Genomic DNA, 22,210 nt, shown 5'->3' with positions numbered 1-22,210 from the left:
AGATATGCCCAAAATCACAGTCTTGCCCCATCCTGAACTGGCTCCCGAGGGAGCCGAACTGAACGTGCCAGCAGGCACTTCGATCTGCGAGGCCCTGCTGGACAACGGCATCGAGATCGAGCATGCCTGCGACATGAGCTGTGCCTGCACGACCTGTCACTGCATCGTGCGCAAGGGGTTTAATTCTCTAAACGAAGTCGAGGAGTGCGAGGATGATCTGCTCGACCGGGCCTGGGGACTGGAGGCGCAGTCGCGGCTGAGCTGCCAGGCCATCGTTGCGACCGAAGACCTGACCGTCGAGATCCCCAAGTACACGATCAACCATGCCAAGGAGAACCACTAGGAGCCTGCGTGCTGCCTCAGGCGCACCGGCCTGCGGCAGGGTTGCTCTGGCAGATGGAGGACTGACGGCATTGCAGCCAGATAACCAACCCGTGGGCCAGACCAACCCGCGAGCCAGGTGTCTACACTCCCTTTGCACGGTCGTCGGTTAGGCTGGAAAGGTCATCAACGTCCTTAAATCCGTGACGGCCGGCCCATGGAAAGTCACACAGGAGAAGTCCTGCATGTCTGCGCCCAAGCTAGCCACGCTCTACCGAATGGTCATGCCCGGCCATACCTGCCCCTACGGGCTGAAGTCGCTCGATCTGCTCAAACGCAAGGGCTACGAGGTCGAGGACAAACACTTGGCGAGCCGCGAGCAGACGGATGCGTTCAAGAAGGAGCATGGCGTCGAGACCACGCCCCAGGTCTTCATAAACGGGCGGCGCGTGGGCGGCTACGACGACCTACGCAAATTCTTCGGCATGTCCGTGAAGGACAAGAACGCCGTGACCTACACCCCTGTGATCGCGCTGTTCGCCATGGCGGCCGCGATGGCGCTGGCGGCGAGCTGGGCGGCCTTCGGCCAGCTCTGGAGCATTCAGGCGGCAGAGTGGCTCGTGGCCTTTGCCATGTGTCTCCTGGCGCTGCAGAAGCTCAAGGACGTGGACGGCTTCGCGACGATGTTCCTCAACTACGACCTGCTGGCCAAGCGCTGGGTTCGGTATGCCTATTTCTACCCGTTCGCGGAGGCCATCGCAGGCGTCCTGATGGTCGCGGGCGTGGGGATGTGGGTGTCGATTCCGTTGGCGCTGTTCATCGGGACCGTCGGGGCCGTGTCGGTTTTCAAGGCGGTCTATGTCGATCGCCGGGAACTCAAGTGCGCCTGCGTGGGCGGGGACAGCAACGTGCCGCTGGACTTCGTGTCCCTGACCGAGAACCTGATGATGGTGGCGATGGCCCTGTGGATGTGGGCCAAGGTCGCCTACCTTGGGATGCACTGAGCGCCGCGCCAGATATGGCGCAGCGCACGTGCTCGCATCGGCCGTCCTGTGTGCATGCCGGCCACGACGCGGTGTTACTGCGCGCGCGGCGGGAAGCCAGCTTCGCTCAGGGCCGCGGCGATCTGCTCTTGCGAGGCCGAGGTCTGGACCTCGACACGGCGGGTCGGCGGGTCCGTAACGATCTTGGCGTTGGGGTCGATCGTTTGGATCGTTTTCGTCACAGTGCGGGCGCAGCCGCCGCAGGTCATGTCTTCGAGATGGAATTGCATGGAAAACTCCTTTCGGGTTGGGATGCTTAAAGTTTGATCCTTGCCACGGTTGGAAGGTCAAGCGCTATTTGCATCCCGCCACACCAACCTGCCGAATGTTCATAGGGGCAAGGCCGTGGTGCTCTTCACGCGGTCCAGCACGAAGCTGGTCTTGCAGTCTTGCACGCTGGGGTGCTTGAGCAGCGTATCGAGCACGAAGCGGGAGTAGTGGGCCATATCTCTGACGACCACCCGCAACAGGTAGTCCATGTCGCCGGTCAGCGCGTGGCACTCCACCACCTCGGGCCAGTTCTGAACCGACGCGCGGAACACGTCCATGGGGTTGCGCTTGTGCGAATCAGAGTGCTTTTCGAGGCGCACGTTCAGGTAGGCCGTGAGGGTGAGGCCGATGCGTTCGGGGTGCACCAGGGCCACATAGCCGGCGATGACGCCAGCCTCTTCGAGGCGGCGCACCCGCCTCAGCGTGGCCGAGGACGACAGGCTTGCGTGTTCGGCCAGTTCGTCGAAGGTGGACCTTCCATTGCGTTGCAATGCATCAATAAGGCGTCTATCCGTACCATCAAGGACTATTTCTGTGCTCATTTCTTTCACCACGCAGGAATCAGGCATCAAGAAGTCTATTTGCAATTGATTTTGCAGAAATGATGTGCGGGCTTTTTCTTACCATCTAGGGTGTCCAGATTTCCACCCCAAACCCAAGAGAGACACCCCTGATGACCGACCTTTTTGACAACCCGATGGGCCTGTGCGGCTTTGAATTCGTCGAGTTCGCCTCGCCGACGCCCGGCGTGCTGGAGCCGCTGTTCGAGAAGCTCGGCTTCACCGAGGTGGCCCGGCATCGCTCCAAGGACGTATCGCTCTACCGCCAGGGCGACATCAACTTCATCGTCAACCGCGAGCCTAAAAGCCAGGCGGCGTATTTCGCGGGCGAGCACGGCCCCAGCCCCTGCGGGCTGGCGTTCCGCGTCAAGGATTCGCACAAGGCCTACCACCGCGCGCTGGAGCTGGGCGCGCAGCCGATGGACATTCCCACTGGCCCGATGGAGTTGCGCCTACCGGCGATCAAGGGCATCGGCGGCGCGCCGCTGTACCTGATCGATCGCTTCGAGGACGGCAAGTCCATCTACGACATCGACTTCGAATTCCTACCCGGTGTGGATCGCCGTCCCAAAGGCCACGGCTTCTCGATCGTCGATCACCTCACACACAACGTCTATCGCGGCCGCATGACGTACTGGGCCGACTTCTACACGAAGTTCTTCAACTTCCAGGAGATCCGCTACTTCGACATCAACGGCGAGTACACCGGCCTGGCTTCCAAGGCGATGAGCGCGCCGGACGGCCTGATCCGCATCCCGCTGAACGAGGAAGCACGCCAGGGCGGCGGCCAGATTGAGGAATTCTTGATGCAGTTCAGCGGCGAGGGCATCCAGCACATCGCCCTGCTGTGCGACAACCTACTCGATGCGCTCGACCGCGTGCAGATGGCCGGTATCCCGCTGCTGACCGCCCCAACGACATCTATTACGCAAACTTGGAAAAGCGCCTGCCCGGCCATGGCCAGCCCGTGCCCGAGTTGCAGGCGCGCGGCATTCTGCTCGACGGCACGACCGAAGGCGGCCAGCCCCGCCTGCTGCTGCAGATATTCTCCGAGCCGCTGCTTGGCCCGGTGTTCTTCGAGTTCATCGAGCGCAAGGGCAACTACCGCGAGGGCTTCGGCGAAGGAAACTTCGGCGCCTTGTTCGAGTCGATGGAACGCGACCAGATCAACCGTGGCTCGTTGGAAATCAACCCGGCCTGATTTGGGCTTTTCCATGAAGGCAGAGCGCCTTCGGTCCTACATCTCGCGAGCCCCTCTGTGGGCTCGCGCTACTTTGGCGTCAGTACGGCCTTAGCCGCTCAAGCATTGAGCGGGTTGGGTTCGGCGTCACGTTCCGAAACAGTTGCTACCACTCTTGACTTGAGTTAATACATGAACATATGTATTCTTATTCAGATACACCGATGGCCTTTTTCCTCGCCCTGAAGAGGGACCCAGCACTACCTCGCCCCCTCTAAGCGCACTTCGGCAGCAATGCGCCGTGGCCAACCCAATGACCAGGATTGCTGAAGGACGTGCCCATGGAACTTCGTCATTTGCGCTGCTTCGTGGCTCTCGCCGAAGAGCTGCATTTCACCCGTGCTGCGGAGCGCTTGCACATCGAGCAGCCGCCGCTGTCCCGCACGATCAAGGAATTGGAAGACGAACTGGGGGTGCTGCTCTTTGACCGCGATCGGCGGGGAACGCGGTTGACGCCAGCGGGTACCACCTTCCTTCAGGACATTCGCCGGCTGTTCACCAACCTGGAGCAGGCACGAGAAAACGTCAGGGCGATCGCCGCAGGCCTAAGAGGCAGCGTGCGCATCGCCATCTCCGATGGCGCCATCGACCCGCGGCTGTCTGCACTTCTTGCCCTGTGCCGCCAGGAGGAGCCGGAGATCGAAATACGGCTCTCCGAGGTCACCCTGGCGGAACAGTTGCGGGGGCTGCGATCCGGCGACTTCGCGATCGGTTTCGCACACACTGCGGACGTCGGCGACGGACTGGTGACGGAGCCCATCTGGCAGGACCCGCTGGTGGTGACCTTGCCGATCCGGCACCCGTTGCTGGCCCACAAGGAAGTGTCGCTACGTGAACTCGTGAGTTACCCGCTGGTGATGTGCGATCCGCAGCTTTGCGAGGGCTACTGCCGCGAATTGACCCGGCTGCTACATCCCCTGGAGCGCGAGTCCACCATCGTTGAGCATGTCTCGTCGCTGGACATGATGCTCACGTTGGTCGGAGCTGGTTACGGCATCGGCTTCGCAACGGCGACCCGAATCGCGGTATGCCAACGTCCCGACGTGGTGATCCGGCCGTTGGCGCTCGATTCGGCCGTCATCATCACCTACCTGCTTCGGCCCGAAGGCGGTAGCGGACTATCCGTTCCCGTAGAGCGCTTCATCGAGCGTTTGCGTTCGCCAAAGAGCGATTAGCTACGGCGCCTGCGCCACACCCGGCGTCACGCATCGCCCTGAAGGTAGAGGTTGCGCTCCGTGGCCGTCATCAGTTCGGCCGAGCTGATCTTGAGAGCCAGGGAAATTTTTAGAATGAGAGCGAGTGTCGGCATGTGCTCGCCGCGCTCAATCTTGCCCATGTGCGAACGCGCGATCCCCGCCAAGCCCGCGAACTCATCCTGAGCAATCCCCTGATCCAGGCGAGCGGCTCGCACCGCTTGCCCGAACGCCAACGCCGGTGCGGACTCATAGGTGGTTACTCCGGCGGGCCGTCCAGGCCGAATAGTGCGCTTCTGCATTCGCAGAAGCGTCATGGAATCACTGATCTTTAACCACGTTAAAGATATCTCTTTAGTATGATGTCGGTAGATCTTTTCGATCCCCTCCCGCCGCCTCTTTGGGGGTATCCATGCATGACGTCATCAGTCCGCCCCGAATTTCACACTCGCCATAGCGCCAGGTGTACCGTCTTCACGGCTGTCGGCGCTGCTTGCACTGCAGCGAGCGCAGGAGCCGGGCGTCGCGATGGCCGTGCGTGAAGTTTCGGATCAAGAGTTGATGACGGGCCTGCAGGAGGGCCGCTACGACGCGGGACTATCTCTTAGCGGTGCGGGGGATCACCTGACGAGTAGCCGGAGGCTATGGTGCGAAAGCATGGCCGTTGCGATACCACCGCGGTCCCGCTTAGTTAACCAGGCGAAGCTCACCATCTCAGATCTTCAGGATTATCCAATCTATCGCTGGCGGGTGGAGGCTTGCCCCTTGCTGGACGAGAGGTTGGCCTCCCTCATGCCAGTGGACCAAGAGAACATCCTGTCTGCAACTTCATTCGAGATGATGGCGCTGTGGGTCTCATCCGGCTACGGCATCGGCGTATGCGCGCAATCGCGCATCGAGCGTGCCCATCAATGGGGGATCGGCATGCGACCGCTCGCCGATGGCCCCTACAATATCGTGACGTACCTCCAACGGCCCCACGCGCAAGCCGATTCTGCTGCCAAGCGGTTCGAGCGTAGAGCGCTACAGATTGCTGGGGAAGGTGCAAGGTGATGGGCCTACGGCCGGAAGCGTCATCCCGGCCATAGGCTGACCCGTGGATTAGGTTCCCTCGATCACCACAGCGCTGTCCACTAGCCTACGAACGCTCTGCCGCACATCTTCCGGGACGGGCTGCGGGGCGACGGCCTTGGGCACATCCTCGTGATGCTGGTAGTCGCCCATGATGACCCGTACGATCGCCGGCACGTTGGTCGGCGTGACCGCATCGATGGCGGCGCGATCGCCCAGGTCAGGGTGCGGCTGGGTCAGCATGCGGTAAAGTCCCCAAGAATCCGCGTGCGGGCACTGGTTCATGAGCACCTGGGCCAGCCTGTGTTTGAGCGGCACCAGTTGCCAGTCCGGAACACGCTGTCCCCGATTGCCAAGGCTGATAGCCAGCAACTTTCCGGCTTTCAGTTCGCGGTTGATCTGGTCCTTGGACTTCCCGGCCAGCTTGCCGAACAACGGGACCGGCAGGCTGTTCGGCGACTCATAGATAGCCAGCATTTCCTCGCGCTCGCGCTGGATCGCGGACACTTCCGGCTCTGGGACATGCACCGGAGGCGGCGGCAGATGCGACAGTCTCCGGAACGTGATTCCGCCGCTGCTCGAAGTGACGACAATGGGCGTTGCGACAAGGGACTGCACGCCGGGCACAGGGGGCTCGGCCACGATGGGGGCCGCACCCACCGCCTCTTCCACTTCTGCCATCGCAGGCACCCCATCGATGCGGATGGTCAGGTGTGCGCTCGCAGCTTCTACCTCGCCCTGTTCGAGCAGGTCGAGGCGATCGGCCCAGTCCTGCATCATCCGGCGCCTCGGCTCCACGTATTTGGCGTGGTTGTAGGCCGAGCTGACCTTGTTGGGGTCGGAGTGCGATAGCTGTGCATCCACCCAAATTTTCGGATAGCCGATTTCGTTGAGCGCCGTCGAGATGGTGCCGCGGATGCCGTGCCCGGTCAGGCGCCCCTCGTAACCCATGAGCTGCAAGGCCTTGTTCAGCGTATTTTCGCTGATGCGCTTCTTGAGTTCGCTGGTATGAGCCAACAAGTACTTCTGCGCCGGCCGCATCGCGCTCAGAAGATAGCGCACGATCTCGATGGCCTGCAGAGAGAGGGGCACGATGTAGGGCGGCACGTCCTGCGGCCGCTTACCGGCCTTGCGCATTTCGTCCTGGAGCTGCTTGACGAATTGTGGCGGGATGATCCACAAGCCGCGGTCGAGGTCGAACTGCTCAGGCTCGGCCAGCCGCAATTCGCCCGTCCGCACCCCAGTTAACAACAGCAGCCGCACACCAAGCTGGGTCTGCCAGCCGCGGGGGGTGTAGAGCCGAAGCTTCTGAAGGAACTCGGGCATCTCGGGCAGGTGCAGATAGGGATTGTGGGTCACCGGGGGCTTGGGTTCGGCCACCACATCCAGGTCAGCAGCAGGGTTGACCTCCAAGCCCTCGGCAACGACCAAGGCATAGCGGAACATCTGGTTGAACCAGGTGCGAACCTTCTCGGCGGTGGTGAACGCTTTGCGCTTCTCGATCGCCGCCAGAACTCCCAGGAGCTGAGGGCGGCGAATGTCGTAGATCGACATCTTCCCTAAGGCGGGCAGCACGTCCTTGTTGAAGATGCGCAGAATCTGCGACAGGGTGCTCTGGCGGCCTTCCTTGAGTTCCTTGCGGCGATGCTCGACCCAGGCATCAAAAACGTTCCTAAAGGTGTATTCACCCGCCAATTTGGCCGCGTGCCGGCGCTGGTCACGCTCGATTTGCGGATCAACCCCCCTGGCAAGCAGGGCTTGGGCCTTATCCCGCTCGGCGCGGGCCTCGCGCAAGCTGAGGGCAGGATATCCGCCCAGGGACATACGTTTTTGCTTGCCCAGCCAGTAGTAGCGAAACATCCACGACTTACCGCCTGCAGCAGAGACCATCAGGCCCAGGCAGTCATTATCGGAGAGGGTGTAGCGTTTTCCGGTGGTTCTTGCCTGCCGGACGGTCAGATCAGAGAGTGCCATTTCGAGGCTCCTAAGTAATGACTTAGGCCCTATGCTCGTCATGGTTCCCGCTCAGCCCCAGCAACTATCCGGTAGCCGTCCCACCCGTATTCTTGTGCCTCAATTGGTCACTCAAAAACGGTAGCTGTGGGTGGATTTCCGTGGCGCTCGCTGGAATGGAAAAAGGGGCCGAAGCCCCTTTTTTCAATGACTTACAGACGTCAGTAGAAGTCTGTAGATCATAATTTGGAGCGGGAAAACGGGTTCGAACCGTCGACCTATACCTTGGCAAGGTATCGCTCTACCAACTGAGCTATTCCCGCAAATCTGTTCGCTGCATCACAGTGAAGCAGGCAATTGTATAGTCAAAAAAGAGTCACTTTTGTGAGCTTGGCCCACTTTTTTCGCCTACCGTTGATTTCATTGGTTTTTTTGCTTGTTTTGCATAAACACTCAATGCACTTGCTATGTAAACATGAGCATGCCCATGGGTGCCTCGATGGAGGATTTGCGCGTCTGTTTGTGGCGCGTTTGGAGTTACGAATGTCATGCCGGTTGCTGCTGAGCACCTGGGTGACTGCACTCCGGATCGCAGAAGCCAAGCTCAAATCCCCATAGCGTTTGCGCACGGAACACCGACATAGGCGAGTTCCGCGGTTTCCACATCGAGGCTATAGCAGTAGGTCATCCCTCGTCGAAGCAGTCACAGCTCTACTCAGCAGCAGACGCTCAAGAAGGCCTGGGCGAGTTTATATGCATGCCTCCCGACGGGACCTACTGAGTTACTGCTGCTCCTGGAAGGACTGAATCAGACCGTGGGCGAAGAAACCTCGACCCGTGTTGAATGCACCGTGTCCACCAAACCGGCAAGCAATGCGTTTCCAATTTCCCCTGTGCGAACGGACACAACCGATAGCAGCGTGTCACTGATGCCATGCGTGTCTTCACAGGCGCCTTGCAAGAAGATGTTGGGGCGAAAATCTTCGGACGCGGCCAGCCGGTAGAAGCGATCCACCGAGAAGTCCCCAAGATACGGCTCCAGCGGCGCAAGCAATTCCAGGTGCTGCTTGCGGGCGTAGCCCGTCGCCAGCACTATGGCGTCGTAGCGCTTGATGCATTGAAGACCGGTGTCATGGTCACGCAATTCCAGGTGAATACCGGAAGCGTTGGAGCGCGCCGCTGTCACCTCATGCTGGCGCAGGACGCTCAACCGATTGCCGCGCGCCACCTTCTGTTCATACAGCGTTTGAAAGATGCTTCGGATCAGGTCAAGGTCGGCCACCGCGTAATTGGTGTGGGCGACCTCATCGAGCAGTGCCACACGCTCATCCATCGGACGACTGAATACATAGTCTGTGTAGTCAACGTTGAACACCTCGTTGACGAACGGGCTGTCGTCCGCCGGACGGATGGACCGTGCGCGCATCACCAGGTCCACCTGGGGCGCATGTGCACGGCTCTGCAAGTCCATGAAGATTTCTGCTGCGCTCTGGCCCGCGCCAATCACGGCAACGCGGCGCGCCGTTTCCAGGCGCCCGATGCTACGCAGGTAATTGCTGGAATGGAATACCCGCGGATCACCATGGAGTGCGCTGAAGCAATCGGGAATTTTTGGCGTTCCGCCAACGCTGACTACAAGATTGCGGGCAAGGCGCTCTTGTATTCGCCCCGCCGCATTGCGCGAGCGCACGCGAAGCAGCTCTATCTCGCCGCCTCGCTTTTCCGGTAGCACCTCGAACACAGTCTCGCCGTAGGCACAGGCATGTGCGAATTGGCGAGCCGCCCAATCCAGATAGTCATTGAACTCGCGCCGACTCGGATAGAAGCTCTTGAGGTTGATGAAATCCGGCAGACGACCGCTCTCATGCAGATAGTTGACGAAGGTGAATCGGCTCGTCGGGTTGCGCAACGTCGCCAGATCCTTGAGAAAGGAAATCTGCATGTGCGCCTGATCCAGCAGCATGTGTGGATGCCATGCAAAGCTTTCCTGGCGCTCAATGAACAGCGCATCGACGGGCTTGCCGCCTTCGCAGCGCTCCTTGAGCGCAATGGCAAGAGCAATGTTCGACGGCCCGAAGCCGATGCCGATCAGATCGTGAATAGGTTGCATGGAAAATCAGCTCCTTGGATTGACGGACTGCGACCTCAGGCCGCACGTTCCTGCGAGCGCGCGTGGTCTTCGACGATGCGTCCTGCGCGCATCGTGATCACGCGGTCAGCCAGGTGGAAGTAGCGGTCGTCGTGCGAGATGACCACCAGCAAGTGACCCTTCGCGCGCAATTCGGGCAACAACTCGGTATAGAAGAGATGGCGGAAGGCCGGATCCTGATCCGCGGCCCACTCGTCGAACACCATCACCGGTCTTCCATCGAGATAGGCGTGCACCAGGGCAAGTCGTTTGCGCTGGCCGGTGGAAAGATCCACGGTGCTGAACGCGCCATCCTTCACGCTCACCTTGTGCGCGATCTCCAGGCGCTGCAGATAGGGCTGCGCTGCTTGCGGAAGCGTTGCCGTCGTCGCGCCATCCGGACCCACGGGCATTAGATTCTCGAACAGGTAGAAGTCAGAGAAGACGGTGGTGAACAATTGCCGGTAGTCGTCCCGCGTCTGCGGCTTCACCACCACGCCATCGCGCAACACCTCCCCTTGCTGCGGCGCATAAAGGCCCAGCAGGAGCTTGATCAAAGTGGTCTTGCCGGAGCCGTTGTCTCCCACTACAAACACCATTTCACCGCATCGCAGTTCGAGATCGATGGGCCCCAGCACAAACGGCTCTCCGCCCTCGGGTGCGTCGAAGGAATAGCACACTCCACGCAAGTCGATGCCGTCGGCCAAGGTGGCCGCCTCGGCGGGCCGCTCAAGGTGCAGATGCGACTCCGGTGTGGCAAAACGTGCGGACAGATCGGCAATGCGCTGGAACGCCACGCGAGCGCGCCCGACATTCGGCAGCACATTGGCAATGGTGTCGAGCGGACCCTTCAGGTACAGCAGCACAAGCACAAAGCCGCTCAGCACCGCAGGTTCCGTCTCCCGGAACGCCGCCCAACCCAGAATCACGGCGATCAGCAGAAAGAACAGCGCGGAGCCAAAGGCATTGGCGATCACATAGGTGTAGATGGCGCGTCCGTTCACTTCGCGAATCAGATCGACGATGCGCGCCACTTGCTCGCCGAACATCTGCGTGCGGCGCGCACGGTGCATGCGCAGTTCCTTGGCGCCCTCGCTGATTGCACGATACGCCTTGTGGAGCTGGTCTTCATGCTCACGCGCCTTCCAGAAACCCGTTTCGGCCCGTGTCTGCGCGACGATCTGCACCGTGGCGCCGAGGACAAGCATCACCACGACCAGCACGAACAATGCAGGCGAGAGCACGGCCAGGTAGCCAAGACATCCCAGCGCAACGGCCAGCGCAATCAGCATGGAAGACATCACGAACGCCACATCGCTGATCATGTCCACGTCCTGCGAAAGAATAGGCATGAGGCGATGCGTACGATAGCGTTCGAGCGCGTCGATCGGAGCTGAAAGAATCTTCTCCGCCAGACTTCTGCGTACCTGCGCCACCAGCCGCTGACCTACATAGTTGGTCGACACATCCGAGAGCATGCGCCCGAACAGCGCGATGGCACACAGCGCGATGAAGGTCACCAGCAAGGCTCCCGACATTCCTCCCTGCTGGTTGAGCACATCGTTGATGGTGCTGAGCAATGCAACGGTAGCCGCACCGGACGCAATCCCCATCACTGCGGACAGTGCCAACCATGGCATGAAGGGTTTGAGCAAGCGCCAGATTTCCGCGGCATTGCTACTCGATGGATTGGCAGCATCAGCAGATGTCATAAAAAAATCTCTCTCCGCCCAAACGGCAGGGAAGCGGCACAGCGATGACCTGAACGACAGGAACATCGATGAGCAGGAACAATGAAAATGCGGCCGCCTCATGGCGGTCGTCTTTTGCATAGACGGACGGAGTCAATCGATGTTCACGTCGCGATGCGATGCATCACCACTTCAGACGTCGCGGTAGCTGTGCGATGTCCGCGTCCACGCGGCCCGTCGCCACGTCGACACAGCGCCGCTTGGACGATGACAAAGCCTCGACGCATGCAGTGTGAACAAATTGCATGCTGTTTCGTCTTGCCTGTGTCGCTTCCTCTCTTTTTCCTACGCTCCCATGCCACAGGCCAAGCTCGTCTATATCTTGTCTTTACGGAACGCCGCAGCCGACAAGGCCGGCCAACACGTCGACTACCAGGGCGCACCTCGCTACATGAAGTCGCCGCTGGAATATCTTGCCGAGGCGCTTGATCGATCGCCTTTGGGTGACGCCTACTCTTTCGAAGGCATCGTCTACGACGATGACGCCGAGTCCCCGCGTGATCGGGCAGCGCTGGGAGACTATGGGTTCGAATACGCCCCAGGTCGTCCATGGATCTTTCCGCCGCAAATGCGCGTGCAAGGGAAGTTGCTGCTGGACATGCTGCACGCCGTTCCGTCTACCTACCGACGGTTGCCTCTGGACTCGCCTCAACGCCCGGCGGCCAAGACCGCTTATGAACGCACCCTGTTCGACAAATTGATCGCGCTGCGCGCCGATGTGGTGTTGCTTGACGGCCTGTTGATCATCCTGGACGAACTGGTGCGGCCCGGCGCGCATTTCGAGCGTCGCGTGGTCAACATCCATCCGGGCATCACCCGCATCGAATCCCCCTATGAGCGCCGCGGCGCGTTTGCCACGCTCGACGCGCTCCACGGAGCGCAGGGCCGAAAGGTGATCGACTGGCACAGCCTGGAAACGGTCGAGGCGCCGCAGGTGCAGAAAACCGGTGCCTCCCTGCACTATGTGGACAACGGCATCGACTCCGGAGAGGTGATTTTCGATGTGCTCGGCACCGACATCGACCCGCTCGACTCGATTCTCGAGCTGCGCTGGAACAACTTCAACCACAGCCTGTTCCCGGCCCTGCATCAGGGTCTGGCGCTGCTGGCCCCTCACATCCGTCAAGGAGAACCATGACCTCACCCGTGGCGTCGCAGAACGCATCCTTCATCTCCTACGCAGGTGGCCTCTCACACGAGGTGACCCATGCCGACAACCACCTTGCAGTGCGCACTCGCAAGACCGGCGCATTGTCCCGGTGGCTGGTCGATGCAGACCCCACACGTGCACTTGCATTGCGTCAGATCGAAGGCGCCATGACCGAAGAAATCGCCGAGTTGCACGCCTTGGCGGCCATCGAAGCAGCCTTTGTGCATCATCCGGGGTATCGCAGCGCCTTGCTGGATGACGTCGAACGGTTTCCGGACCTCGCCGCCACGGGTGTAGCGCTTGCGGGCGCCGATGGAGAGCTGCGCGTGTGCCGCGAAACGTTGTGGCAACAGCCGCGTTCATGGCTGCCCCAGGTCCATGCACCCATTGCACTGCACTACACACTGACAGGTGGAAGGCGGCATCCGACGCGCGCGCCCAAGCCCCGAGGCACGTTGTACCAGCGCTTCGTGCCGTGGCTGGGCAAGACATTTTCGTTTCGAAGCTTCGACATGGAGCGTGATCTGCCGATGTTCAACCGCTGGATGAATGATCCCGATGTGGCTCACGTCTGGCAGGAGGAAGGCGATCTCGCCAAGCACCGCAGCTACCTGGAAGCCATCGACAGGGATCCGCACATGTACTCGATGGTTGCCTCCTTCGATGGCGAGCCGTTTGCATACTTCGAAACGTACTGGGCCAAGGAGAGCCGCATCTCGCCTTTCTATGACGTGCACGACTATGACCGCGGATGGCATGTTCTGGTGGGTGAACCAGCCTTCCGGGGTCGCGCCTTCGCCACCGCGTGGCTGACGTCGATATCGCACTACCTCTTCCTGTGTGACCCTCGCACCGAACGCGCCATGGGAGAGCCACGGATCGATCACCTCCAGCAAATCCGGAATCTGGACAAATCAGGCTACGCCAAAGTCAAAGAGTTCGACTTGCCGCACAAACGCGCGTTGCTGGTGTCGATGCTGCGCGAGCGCTACTTCACCGACGCACTGTGGCAGCCTCGCGATGAGGGCGCGCCAGTCTCCGGTCTGCCGCGTGGAAGCCTCTGTGCGACGCCACTGGCCGCCAGCTAGACAGAAAAACATCGCTCATCCGGCCCATCGGCCCATCGGCCATCGGCCCTCACCGACCGAATTCACCCTGCAGATTTCCTTCATTCTCGAGAACATCGCCATGCATCCCAAAGACTCACCGGAACCTCGTTCACTCAACGTATCCCTGGCGGCCGTCAGTGCTGCCGTTGGTGCAGCCATTGCCGTCCTGGGCGGAACAGCGTCCGCACAGACGTCCACCGTCCCTGCCGCAAAGGAGATCAGCAGCAACGCGGTGTTGCCGACGGTCACGGTGACTGCCGACAGCGAAGATGGCTCTGGCCAAGTCAGCGGCTACAGCGCACTTCGCAGCACCGCGGGGTCAAAGACCGACACGCCCATCGTCGAGATTCCGCAGTCGGTGTCGGTGATCACCGCCGACCGCGTCGAGGCCATTGGTGCCACCACCGTTCGTGATGCGCTGGGATACACGCCGGGAATCGGCATCTCTCCGTATGGTGCCGACTCGCGCTATGACTGGATCACCGTCCGCGGCTTTGATGCGTACAGTCCCGGGTTCTATCAGGACGGTCTGCCGCTGCGAAACGCCAACTCCTTTGCGGTGTGGAAAGTCGAGCCCTATGGTGCGGAGCGCATCGACGTGCTGCGCGGACCATCTTCCGTGCTGTATGGACAAGGCAGTGCGGGCGGCGTGGTCGACGTGGTGAGCAAACTGCCCACGGCTACGCCCGTGCGCGAGTTGCAGCTCCAGTACGGCAGCCACAGCCGTAAAACGATTGCCGGCGATTTCGGCGGCGCACTCGACGCGGATGGCAAAGTGCTGTACCGCATCGTCGGACTGTTCCGCGATGGCGATCTGCCGGAAGGAGGCGCACGCGATGACCGCACCTATCTTGCGCCATCGCTGAGCTTGAAACTGTCGAACGACACGAAGCTCACCCTGTATGCGCAGTTGATGCGCAATCGCGCAGGAGTCAATACCCGTGTGCGCCCTTGGTCGGATCCTTGGTGCCGAACGCCATCGGCACTTACATCCCAAGTTCCCTGTTTTCCGGCAATCGCCATTTCGACCGCTTTGACCAGGATCAGCAACTGCTGGGCTACCAGTTCGATCACCGCTTCAACGACACGCTGACTTTCCGGCAAAACCTGCGTGCCGGACACATGAAGCTCAACTATGCAGGACTGCAGGCACCGAGCTACGCAACGCTGAACGAGACTGACCCGCTGGACCCGGCGAATTTCCAGGCGCTCAACCGCCCGCTGTTCGGCAGCCGCGAGTCCGCCAAGGGATTCAGCCTCGACAACCAGCTCCAAGCCGATCTGCGCTCTGGGGATTGGCAACACAAGGTGCTGGTAGGCCTGGATTACCAACGCAACCGGTTCAAGGCCACTAGCTTCAGCGGAGGCAGCGCTCCGTTGCTTATCATCGACGCCCCTTCCTATCCGAACGGCCCGTTCGAGGTACCTGCTCCCTACGCCATCGATGACACGCTCCTCACGCAGACCGGACTGTATCTGCAAGACCAGATCAAGTGGGGCGAGCACTGGCGACTCACCGTTGGCGGGCGCTACGATCAGGCGAGCAGCGACTACACCGACAAGCTGGGCGGCACCAGCACCAAGATATCCAACAACAAGTTCACCACGCGCGCCGGCCTCGTGTACTTGGCGCCCAGCGGGCTGGCGCCCTATGTGAGCTACACGCAATCGTTCTCCCCCATCACGGCGATCAATCCACTGACGAAAGCGCCTTTCGACCCGGAGACCGGTCGCCAGTACGAAACCGGCCTGCGATACCAACCCGCTGGCACGCGGGACATGTACAGCGCCGCCATCTTTGATCTGCGCCGACGAAATTACGTCACCTTCGACCCCAACTACGTCCCCTACCAGACCGGCGAAATCTCGGTGCGCGGCCTCGAACTCGAGGCCACCACGCAGCCCGTCGCGAGGATGAACCTGACCGCTGCCTACACTTACACCCAGCGCGCCATCGTCACCGCCAGTGCCAACCCCGCACAAATTGGAAAACAGGCGACCGCCGTGCCACGCAATCAATTGGCCTTGTGGGCCGACTACCGTTTCCTCAATCGCATCAAGGTGGGTGTTGGGGCGCGTTACGTCGGTTCGACCCACGGGAACGGTGGCATCTCACCTGTCAAGGTCCCAGCCTACACTCTGATCGATGCGATGATCGGCTACGAGCTGCCTCAATGGACGCTAGCACTGAATGTCCGGAACCTGACCAACAAGACCTATCTTGCAAACTGCGACGGACAAGCGCAGTCCTGCTACTACGGTGACCAACGTACGGTCACAGCGACAGCCACGTATCATTGGTAGGCGAACCGCTTTCGATCGGCGAGCAAGTGAAAGACATGCCGACATTCAACAGAACGGGGGCCACGGCCCCGTTCTTATGCACTGTCGATGTCCCGCAGTCTGTGACGCAATGAAGCGCCCAGCGCAGGGTGTCTGACGATGTCTAGATGATCGGCGCCTGCGATGACTTCGGTGGCCACGACCGGAGTAAACTCCGACCAGTCGCGCAGTGTCGCATCATGCTGAAGCGAGCTGTCAGCGACATAGACGTGTAGCGGTTGTGCGCAAGCAGCATGCCGGTGGCGCGCCAGACGCACACGGCTGTCGAGCGTAGCCCACAGAATGAATTCGGCGGCCTCATCGCCGTTGCCATCATTGGGCACCGTCTGCGCCGGGTCTCCCAATTGCTCGGCTACCCAACACCGTTCGCTGTCTGTCATCCGGGCAAGCAGCGCGCGCCATGGATCGGCCATGGAAGAACGGCTCAGCCATGACGCAAGTCCGTGCTCGACTTCAACGCATGTCATCGGCTGGCGCGGTAACATGCGCTCCGGCTCGAAGACATCAACCGCCGCCACAAACGCGACCTTCACACGGCCTTCCAGCCTGCGCGCCACTTCCACTGCCAGATCGCCGCCGATCGACCACCCCAGCAGTGCACACCGTCCGCCCGGAGCGTTGGCCGCGATGAACTCCGCATACTCTTCTGCCAAATCGTCCACCGCAAAACCGCGCCAACGCCTTGTCGTGTACACATGGCTCACGAAACCGTACACCGGCCGGTCCCCGGCGAGTGCGCGTGCCAGCGGCAGAAACTCGCGCGTGTTGACGATCAGGCCTGGCATGCAGAACAGCGGAACGCCCTCACCCGTCGCCTGCAGACACACGGCATGGTGTGCCTGACCATGGCGCTGATGCAGACGCGCGGCCAAATGGGCCAGATCAGTGGACTGCATCACATCGGCCAGACCTAGCTGGTTGCCACCCGGTAGCTTGCGCCGCACTTCCGCGATGAGTCGCAGACTCAGAATCGAGTCACCGCCGAGCTCGAAGAAGTTGTCATGGCGCCCCACCCGCTGCACCCCAGCACCTCGCCCCAGATCTGCGCAAGCAGGCACTCCACCTCGCCTCTGGGTGCCTCATGCGCGCCACCACCCTCCAGCATCGTCGCCGCTGGCGGCAACGCCTTGCGGTCGATCTTTCCGTTGGCGTTCAGCGGCAGCGCCTGCATCACCATGATCGCCGTCGGCACCATATAGTCCGGCAGCACGCCCTGAAGCCGCTCGCGCAACTGCGCCCCATCGGTCTGCGCTGCGGCGTGCAGCGACACATAGCCCACCAGACGCGCACCCACCGTTGTCGCCGATGCCACCGTTGTCGTTGTCGCCTTTGCCGTGACCACCACCGCCTCCCGCACCTCGGGCTGGCCCAGCAACTGGGCCTCTATCTCTCCCAGCTCGATGCGAAAGCCCCGTATCTTCACCTGATGGTCCAGGCGCCCCAGGTATTCGATCTGACCCTGTGCATTCCAGCGCACCAGATCTCCCGTGCGGTACAACCTGCCGCCCTGCCCGAACGGGTCGGCCACGAAGCACTGCGCCGTCAACGCCGCCCGCCCCAGATACCCCCGCGCCAGACTCACCCCTCCGATGTACAGCTCGCCCGCCACGCCCCGGGGCACCAGGTTCAGCTCGCTGTCCAGGATATAGGTCTGCGTGTCCGTGATCGGTTGCCCGATCGGCACCTGGCTTTGCCCATCGTCGCGGCAGGTCCAGCGCGTGACGTGGATGGTTGTCTCCGTGGGGCCGTACAGGTTCTGCAGCGTCGCCCCTTCAGCCGCGCAAGCGCTTCTTTCTGCGTCTGCGCCGGCATCGCCTCTCCCCCACGATCAGGTGCTTGAGCCGCGTGTGCGCCTCGATGCCCGGATGCGCCAGGAACGCCTGCAGCATCGCTGGCACGAAGTTCATCGTCGTGATCTGGTGGCGCTCTATCAGCTCCACGATCCGCGCCGGATCCCGGTGATCGCCCGGGTTGGCCACCACCAGCCGCGCTCCGCTCGTCAGCGGCCAGAAGATCTCCCAGCACGAGACATCGAAGCCGAACTGCGCCTTGTGCAGCACGGTGTCGGCTTCCTCCAACTGGTAGCTGCGCTGCATCCACGCCATGCAGCTGCTCAGCGCATCATGGCGCACTGCCGCGCCCTTGGGCTGGCCTGTCGAGCCCGAGGTGTAGATCACATAGGCCACGCTCTCGCCGTGCACGGCAACGCACGGCTCGCTCTCTGGCCGGGCCTGTAGCGCAAGCTGCTCCACTTCCAGCACGCAGAGCGAAGCCGTCGGCGCAATGCACCCTTGCGTTGCACGGTGCGTGAGCAGCAACGCGATGCCGCTGTCGGCCACCATGTAGGCCAGGCGCTGCGCGGGGTATTCCGGGTCCAGCGGCAGATAGGCACCACCCGCCTTGAGCACCGCCAGAATGCTCACGATCATCTCCACCGAGCGCTCCATGCAGATGCCAACGAGCACCTCCGGGCCCACACCACGCTCCATCAGGTGGTGCGCCAGACGGTTGGCGCGTGCATTGAGTTCCCCGTAGCTCAGCGTCTCGTTCGCAAACAGCAGCGCCGTGCGCTCGCCGGGCTGGCGCGCAATCGCCCTGTGCGCCGGCTCCAATTGCGCCTCGCGTGCGCCGTTGATGCCCATACTCCGCAGCTCTGCCATCTCCTGCTCGCACAGTAGCTGTACATCGCCCACCGCCACATCGACCGGCGAAGCCAGCGCCTCCAGGATCGCCACGTAGTGCCCTGCCAATCGGTGGATTGTCGGTGCGTCGAACAGTTCGCTGGCATAGATGAAATCCAGCTTCAGTGCGCCACCCACCTGCTCGGTCGTTTCGAGCACCAACTCGAACTGGGCATCGAGGTCGGGCACGGGATGGTGCCGTACCGCAAGGCCGTCGATGGCATCGAACGCCGAGATGTCCTCGATCAAATGATTGAACATCACCTGAAACAACGGGCTGCGACTGCTGCTGCGCTCGGGCTGCAAGGCCCGACCAATTGCTCGAACGGCAGGTCCTGGTGCGCCTGCGCGCCCAGCACCGTATCGCGTGCTTGCGCCAGCACGCGGGACAACGGCATGCGCCCGTCGATCCGGTTGCTCAACACGAGTGTGTTCACGAACAGGCCGACCACGGCTTCAAACTCGACCCGATGGCGATTGGAGATGGCGCTGCCGACGCGGATATCCCGTTGCCCGGTGTACCGATGCAGCAGTACCTGCAGGCCCGTCAGCAGCGCCATGAAGAGTGTCGATCCCTTGCCGTTCGATCGTTCGCGCAATCGCTCCAAGAGCGGCGCGGACAAGGTGAACCCGTGGCGTGCGGCACGGTACTCACCCGCATGCGGCTGGCGCGGGCGGTCCGTGCGCAGCTCCAGTACCTCGTGCGCACCGGACAGTTGTTCGCGCCACCACGCGAGCTGCCGCGCGCCCTCGCCTGCCGCAAGCCAGTCTCGCTGCCAGAGCGCGTAATCGGCGTAATCCACCCAACCGATCTTCTGCGCGGTTTGCTGTGTTGCTGCCGCTCCAGAAAGGCGCAACGCATAGTCCGCCGCCATCTCGTCCATCAGCAACTGCATCGACGCGCCGTCTGAGGCCATGTGGTGCATGGCCAGCGCCAGCACGTGAGTGTCATCGGCCACGCGCAACAGCGCCGCACGCATCAGGTCGCCCCGTTCCAGATCGAACGGCATCTGCTTGAAGCGCTGCAGTTCCTGTGCGATGCGGGCATCGCGCTGTGCCACAGGCTCGGCGCGCAAGTCGATGTCTTCAAGCGACACCGTGCCAGTGGGTGCAATCCATTGCAGCACGAGCCCCTGTTCGTTGGCACGAAACGAGGTTCTCAACGATTCGTGACGCTGGCACAGGGCAGCCAACGTCGCACGCAATGCCTCCGTGTGGAGCGAACCAACGATCTGCAGAGCACCGCAGATGTGATAGGCCGAACTCGCGCGGTCGAGTTGCCAGAGGAACCATTGCCTTGACTGCGCGTGCGAGAGCGGCAAGCCACGCGAGCGTTCGCATGCAGGCACCACCTGGATAGGCGAGGCCGCAGCGGTGGCTCCCTGCCCGATGCGCTTGCGCACTTCGGCTGCACATTCATGCAGGCGCGGAGCATCGAACATCAGCCGCAGCGGAAAGTCGATGCGCCAGCGGGCCGCGATGCGCGCCGCTGCCTGCGTTGCCGACAGGGAATTACCGCCGTGCGTGAAAAAATGCGCATCCCGCTTGAGCGGGGCGTCGTATGCGCGACGCAGCACGCCGCGCCAGATGCCGTCCAGCGCTTGCTCGGTTTCATCCAAAGCCGATGTGCCGGGCATCTCACCGTCCGGGCCACCCTTCACCCACGTGGCGAACTCATGAATCGCATAGGCATCGGCACTGCGATCCATCCATTGCGCACGGCAGGCGCTTCGCTGCAGCTTGCCGCTGGTGGTCTTCGGCAGACCTCCGGGATTGAGCAGCACCACCACCGACAATGGCTCGCCGAACGCCTCGCTCACCGCAGCGCTGAGAGCCTCCACCAGCGCAGATGGCGATACGAGTTTCTGCATGCTGCGCGATACTTCGGCAGACACGCCGATGCCCTCACCATCGGGCCTCTGCGTGGCAAACACCGCGACCCGGCTCTTGCGCACCGCATCGACTTCGGCTTCAATCACGCGCTCGATGTCCTGCGGATAGATGTTGTGGCCACGCACGATGATCAGATCCTTGATGCGCCCCGTGACATACAGAAGCCCCCCATCGCACAAAAACCCCAGATCGCCCGTGCGCAACCATCGTCGGCCGTCGCGTTCGACAAAGGCATCTCGCGTGGCGCGTTCGTTGCACCAATAGCCGGCGGCGACGCTCGGGCCATGAAACCAGATCTCGCCAATGACGCCCGATGCCACATCGATGCATGTCGCGGGATCCACGATCGCCAGCGCATGCTCCGGCGGCACCTGTCCACAACTCACCAGCGTTGCGCCGTCCGGATCGGGCACGCCCCTGCCCGCCGCCAGAGCGTCGGAATTGAAGCCCCGCGCGATCATCCCCTCGCCGCTCGACGTGCCTGTCACATACAACGTCGCTTCGGCAAGCCCATAGCAGGGGAAAGCTGCCTGCGCGCGAAAACCTGCTGGAGCAAAACGCTCGATGAAGTCGCGCTCGGTATCGGCACGCACCGGCTCTGCGCCCGTATAGGCGCATTGCCAATGCGATAGATCGAGCTCATGAATCTGCGCATCGCGCGCCCGTTCAAGACACAAGCGAAACGCGAAATCCGGCCCCCCGCTGTGGGTGGCTCGGTGACGGGAAATCAGCTCCAGCCAGCGCACTGGCCGCTCCAGAAAATAGCGCGGCGACGTCAACACGACGGGAACACTGCAGTACAACGGCAGCAGCAGGCCTCCGATCAGTCCCATGTCGTGGTACAGCGGTGCCCAGGTCACGTACCTCGAATCGGGCCGTACATCGAAGCCGATGCGCATTGCCTCTTCATTGGCCATCAGGCATGCGTGCGTGACGATCACGCCTTTGGGAGCCGATGTCGAACCCGAGGTGTATTGAAGGAAGGCCACATCTTCGGGCTGAGGCTCACAAGGCTGCCATTGGCTCGCCAACGCCATGTCGATGCCATCGACCACCATGATCTGCGCCCCATCGAAGAGCGTGCCATTCTTGTCCATGGCACCGGCGAGCGCCGCCGACGTGAGCACGCAGCGCGCCTTGGCATCGTTGGCCACGCCCATGAGCCTGGCCATGTGCTGCGGACGCATCGACTCCGGAGGGAAGATCGGTACGGCGATCACACCGCTGTAGAAGCATGCCAGCATGCACACCGCGTAGTGCTCGCTGTTGTCGAGCATGATGAGCGCCCGCTCACCCTTGGCAAAGTGCTGTTGCAGCAGCGCTGCCAATGCCCTGACACGCCTTTCGAATGCGCCATAGGTAAAGGGAGTTTCGACATACGTGCCGTCCACGTGGTCCGCGACGGTGAGCCAGATGTCGTCGGGCTTCAGGCGCGCGAGCTCTCTCAGGTGCGCCACGAAATTGGCGTGGCGCCGATGCAGGGATTCGGTCACGGACATATCCT

The 22,210-nt window shown here is 61.7% G+C and carries 17 protein-coding genes, 1 tRNA gene and 2 pseudogenes; 10 read left to right on the top strand and 10 right to left on the bottom strand.

Going from position 1 to position 22,210, the window contains the following annotated elements; all coding sequences use genetic code 11:
• The first annotated feature begins 4 nt into the window (after positions 1-4).
• Entirely contained in the window at positions 5-343 is a 339-nt protein-coding gene (gene fdx / locus H9K75_RS19545; protein WP_003821165.1) for an ISC system 2Fe-2S type ferredoxin, read from the top strand.
• 223 nt (positions 344-566) lie between these two features.
• A complete protein-coding gene (locus tag H9K75_RS19540) occupies positions 567-1,325 on the top strand; it encodes a MauE/DoxX family redox-associated membrane protein (protein ID WP_017642570.1) in 759 nt (252 codons plus the stop codon).
• A 74-nt stretch (positions 1,326-1,399) separates the two neighbouring features.
• Here H9K75_RS19540 and H9K75_RS19535 read toward each other — a convergent pair whose 3' ends face one another.
• The gene (locus tag H9K75_RS19535; protein WP_003821167.1) at positions 1,400-1,594 is read right to left on the bottom strand and encodes a heavy-metal-associated domain-containing protein; all 195 of its coding nucleotides are present in this window, start codon (positions 1,592-1,594) and stop codon (positions 1,400-1,402) included.
• Between the two features lie 99 nt (positions 1,595-1,693).
• Positions 1,694-2,176, bottom strand: a complete 483-nt coding sequence (locus H9K75_RS19530; protein ID WP_033471055.1) for an Lrp/AsnC family transcriptional regulator — start codon at positions 2,174-2,176, stop codon at positions 1,694-1,696.
• Positions 2,177-2,307: 131 nt separating this feature from the next.
• Here H9K75_RS19530 and hppD point away from each other — a divergent pair.
• A pseudogene (gene hppD / locus H9K75_RS19525) lies at positions 2,308-3,395 on the top strand (4-hydroxyphenylpyruvate dioxygenase).
• A gap of 320 nt (positions 3,396-3,715) precedes the next feature.
• Positions 3,716-4,609, top strand: a complete 894-nt coding sequence (locus H9K75_RS19520; protein WP_003821171.1) for a LysR family transcriptional regulator — start codon at positions 3,716-3,718, stop codon at positions 4,607-4,609.
• A 26-nt stretch (positions 4,610-4,635) separates the two neighbouring features.
• Here the strand turns inward: H9K75_RS19520 and H9K75_RS19515 are convergent, their stop codons facing one another.
• The gene (locus tag H9K75_RS19515; RefSeq protein WP_017642573.1) at positions 4,636-4,944 is read right to left on the bottom strand and encodes a helix-turn-helix domain-containing protein; all 309 of its coding nucleotides are present in this window, start codon (positions 4,942-4,944) and stop codon (positions 4,636-4,638) included.
• 136 nt (positions 4,945-5,080) lie between these two features.
• Between H9K75_RS19515 and H9K75_RS19510 the strand changes: the two genes are divergently transcribed.
• Positions 5,081-5,680, top strand: coding sequence for a substrate-binding domain-containing protein (locus H9K75_RS19510; RefSeq protein WP_187726122.1), 600 nt, complete (start codon positions 5,081-5,083; stop codon positions 5,678-5,680).
• A gap of 48 nt (positions 5,681-5,728) precedes the next feature.
• Here the strand turns inward: H9K75_RS19510 and H9K75_RS19505 are convergent, their stop codons facing one another.
• The 5 genes from H9K75_RS19505 to H9K75_RS19485 form a co-directional block, all read right to left on the bottom strand.
• Positions 5,729-7,672: a tyrosine-type recombinase/integrase gene (locus tag H9K75_RS19505; protein ID WP_017642575.1), complete on the bottom strand. Its 1,944-nt coding sequence runs from the start codon at positions 7,670-7,672 to the stop codon at positions 5,729-5,731.
• A gap of 226 nt (positions 7,673-7,898) precedes the next feature.
• A tRNA-Gly gene (locus H9K75_RS19500) sits at positions 7,899-7,974 on the bottom strand.
• A gap of 53 nt (positions 7,975-8,027) precedes the next feature.
• On the bottom strand, positions 8,028-8,201 hold the full coding sequence (locus H9K75_RS19495) for a hypothetical protein (RefSeq protein WP_187723855.1): 174 nt from the start codon (positions 8,199-8,201) through the stop codon (positions 8,028-8,030).
• 258 nt (positions 8,202-8,459) lie between these two features.
• Positions 8,460-9,761, bottom strand: coding sequence for a lysine N(6)-hydroxylase/L-ornithine N(5)-oxygenase family protein (locus H9K75_RS19490; RefSeq protein WP_187723854.1), 1,302 nt, complete (start codon positions 9,759-9,761; stop codon positions 8,460-8,462).
• A gap of 35 nt (positions 9,762-9,796) precedes the next feature.
• Complete coding sequence (locus H9K75_RS19485; protein WP_226858766.1) at positions 9,797-11,395, bottom strand: cyclic peptide export ABC transporter; 1,599 nt, start codon at positions 11,393-11,395, stop codon at positions 9,797-9,799.
• On the opposite strand from H9K75_RS19485, the gene H9K75_RS24200 reads away from it, so the two are divergent.
• From H9K75_RS24200 to H9K75_RS24190, 5 genes are all read left to right on the top strand, one after another.
• Positions 11,289-11,576 (top strand): hypothetical protein, encoded by a 288-nt coding sequence (locus H9K75_RS24200; RefSeq protein WP_226858795.1) that lies wholly within the window; start codon positions 11,289-11,291, stop codon positions 11,574-11,576. The genes H9K75_RS19485 and H9K75_RS24200 overlap by 107 nt on opposite strands.
• 249 nt (positions 11,577-11,825) lie before the next feature.
• Positions 11,826-12,668 (top strand): N(5)-hydroxyornithine transformylase PvdF, encoded by an 843-nt coding sequence (locus tag H9K75_RS19480; protein WP_187723852.1) that lies wholly within the window; start codon positions 11,826-11,828, stop codon positions 12,666-12,668.
• Positions 12,665-13,768: a GNAT family N-acetyltransferase gene (locus tag H9K75_RS19475; RefSeq protein ID WP_187723851.1), complete on the top strand. Its 1,104-nt coding sequence runs from the start codon at positions 12,665-12,667 to the stop codon at positions 13,766-13,768. The genes H9K75_RS19480 and H9K75_RS19475 overlap by 4 nt, the downstream gene beginning before the upstream one ends.
• Positions 13,769-13,868: 100 nt before the next feature.
• Complete coding sequence (locus H9K75_RS24195; RefSeq protein WP_226858321.1) at positions 13,869-14,882, top strand: TonB-dependent siderophore receptor; 1,014 nt, start codon at positions 13,869-13,871, stop codon at positions 14,880-14,882.
• Positions 14,768-16,093 (top strand): TonB-dependent siderophore receptor, encoded by a 1,326-nt coding sequence (locus H9K75_RS24190; RefSeq protein WP_226858765.1) that lies wholly within the window; start codon positions 14,768-14,770, stop codon positions 16,091-16,093. Before H9K75_RS24195 ends, H9K75_RS24190 begins: the two co-directional genes overlap by 115 nt.
• A gap of 74 nt (positions 16,094-16,167) precedes the next feature.
• Here H9K75_RS24190 and H9K75_RS19465 read toward each other — a convergent pair whose 3' ends face one another.
• Together H9K75_RS19465 and H9K75_RS19450 are read right to left on the bottom strand one after the other, a co-directional pair.
• Positions 16,168-16,917 carry a thioesterase domain-containing protein gene (locus H9K75_RS19465; RefSeq protein WP_449757735.1) on the bottom strand — a complete coding sequence of 250 codons (750 nt, stop codon included), beginning with the start codon at positions 16,915-16,917 and terminating at the stop codon, positions 16,168-16,170.
• 90 nt (positions 16,918-17,007) lie between these two features.
• Positions 17,008-22,205: pseudogene (locus H9K75_RS19450) on the bottom strand (amino acid adenylation domain-containing protein); the annotation flags it as partial.
• Positions 22,206-22,210 lie beyond the last annotated feature (5 nt).

The organism is Diaphorobacter aerolatus (genome assembly GCF_014489535.1).
Lineage (GTDB): Bacteria > Pseudomonadota > Gammaproteobacteria > Burkholderiales > Burkholderiaceae_C > Diaphorobacter_A > Diaphorobacter_A aerolatus.
Note: the sequence above shows the minus strand (reverse complement) of the source record. Positions and strands in the feature narration are given on the sequence as shown.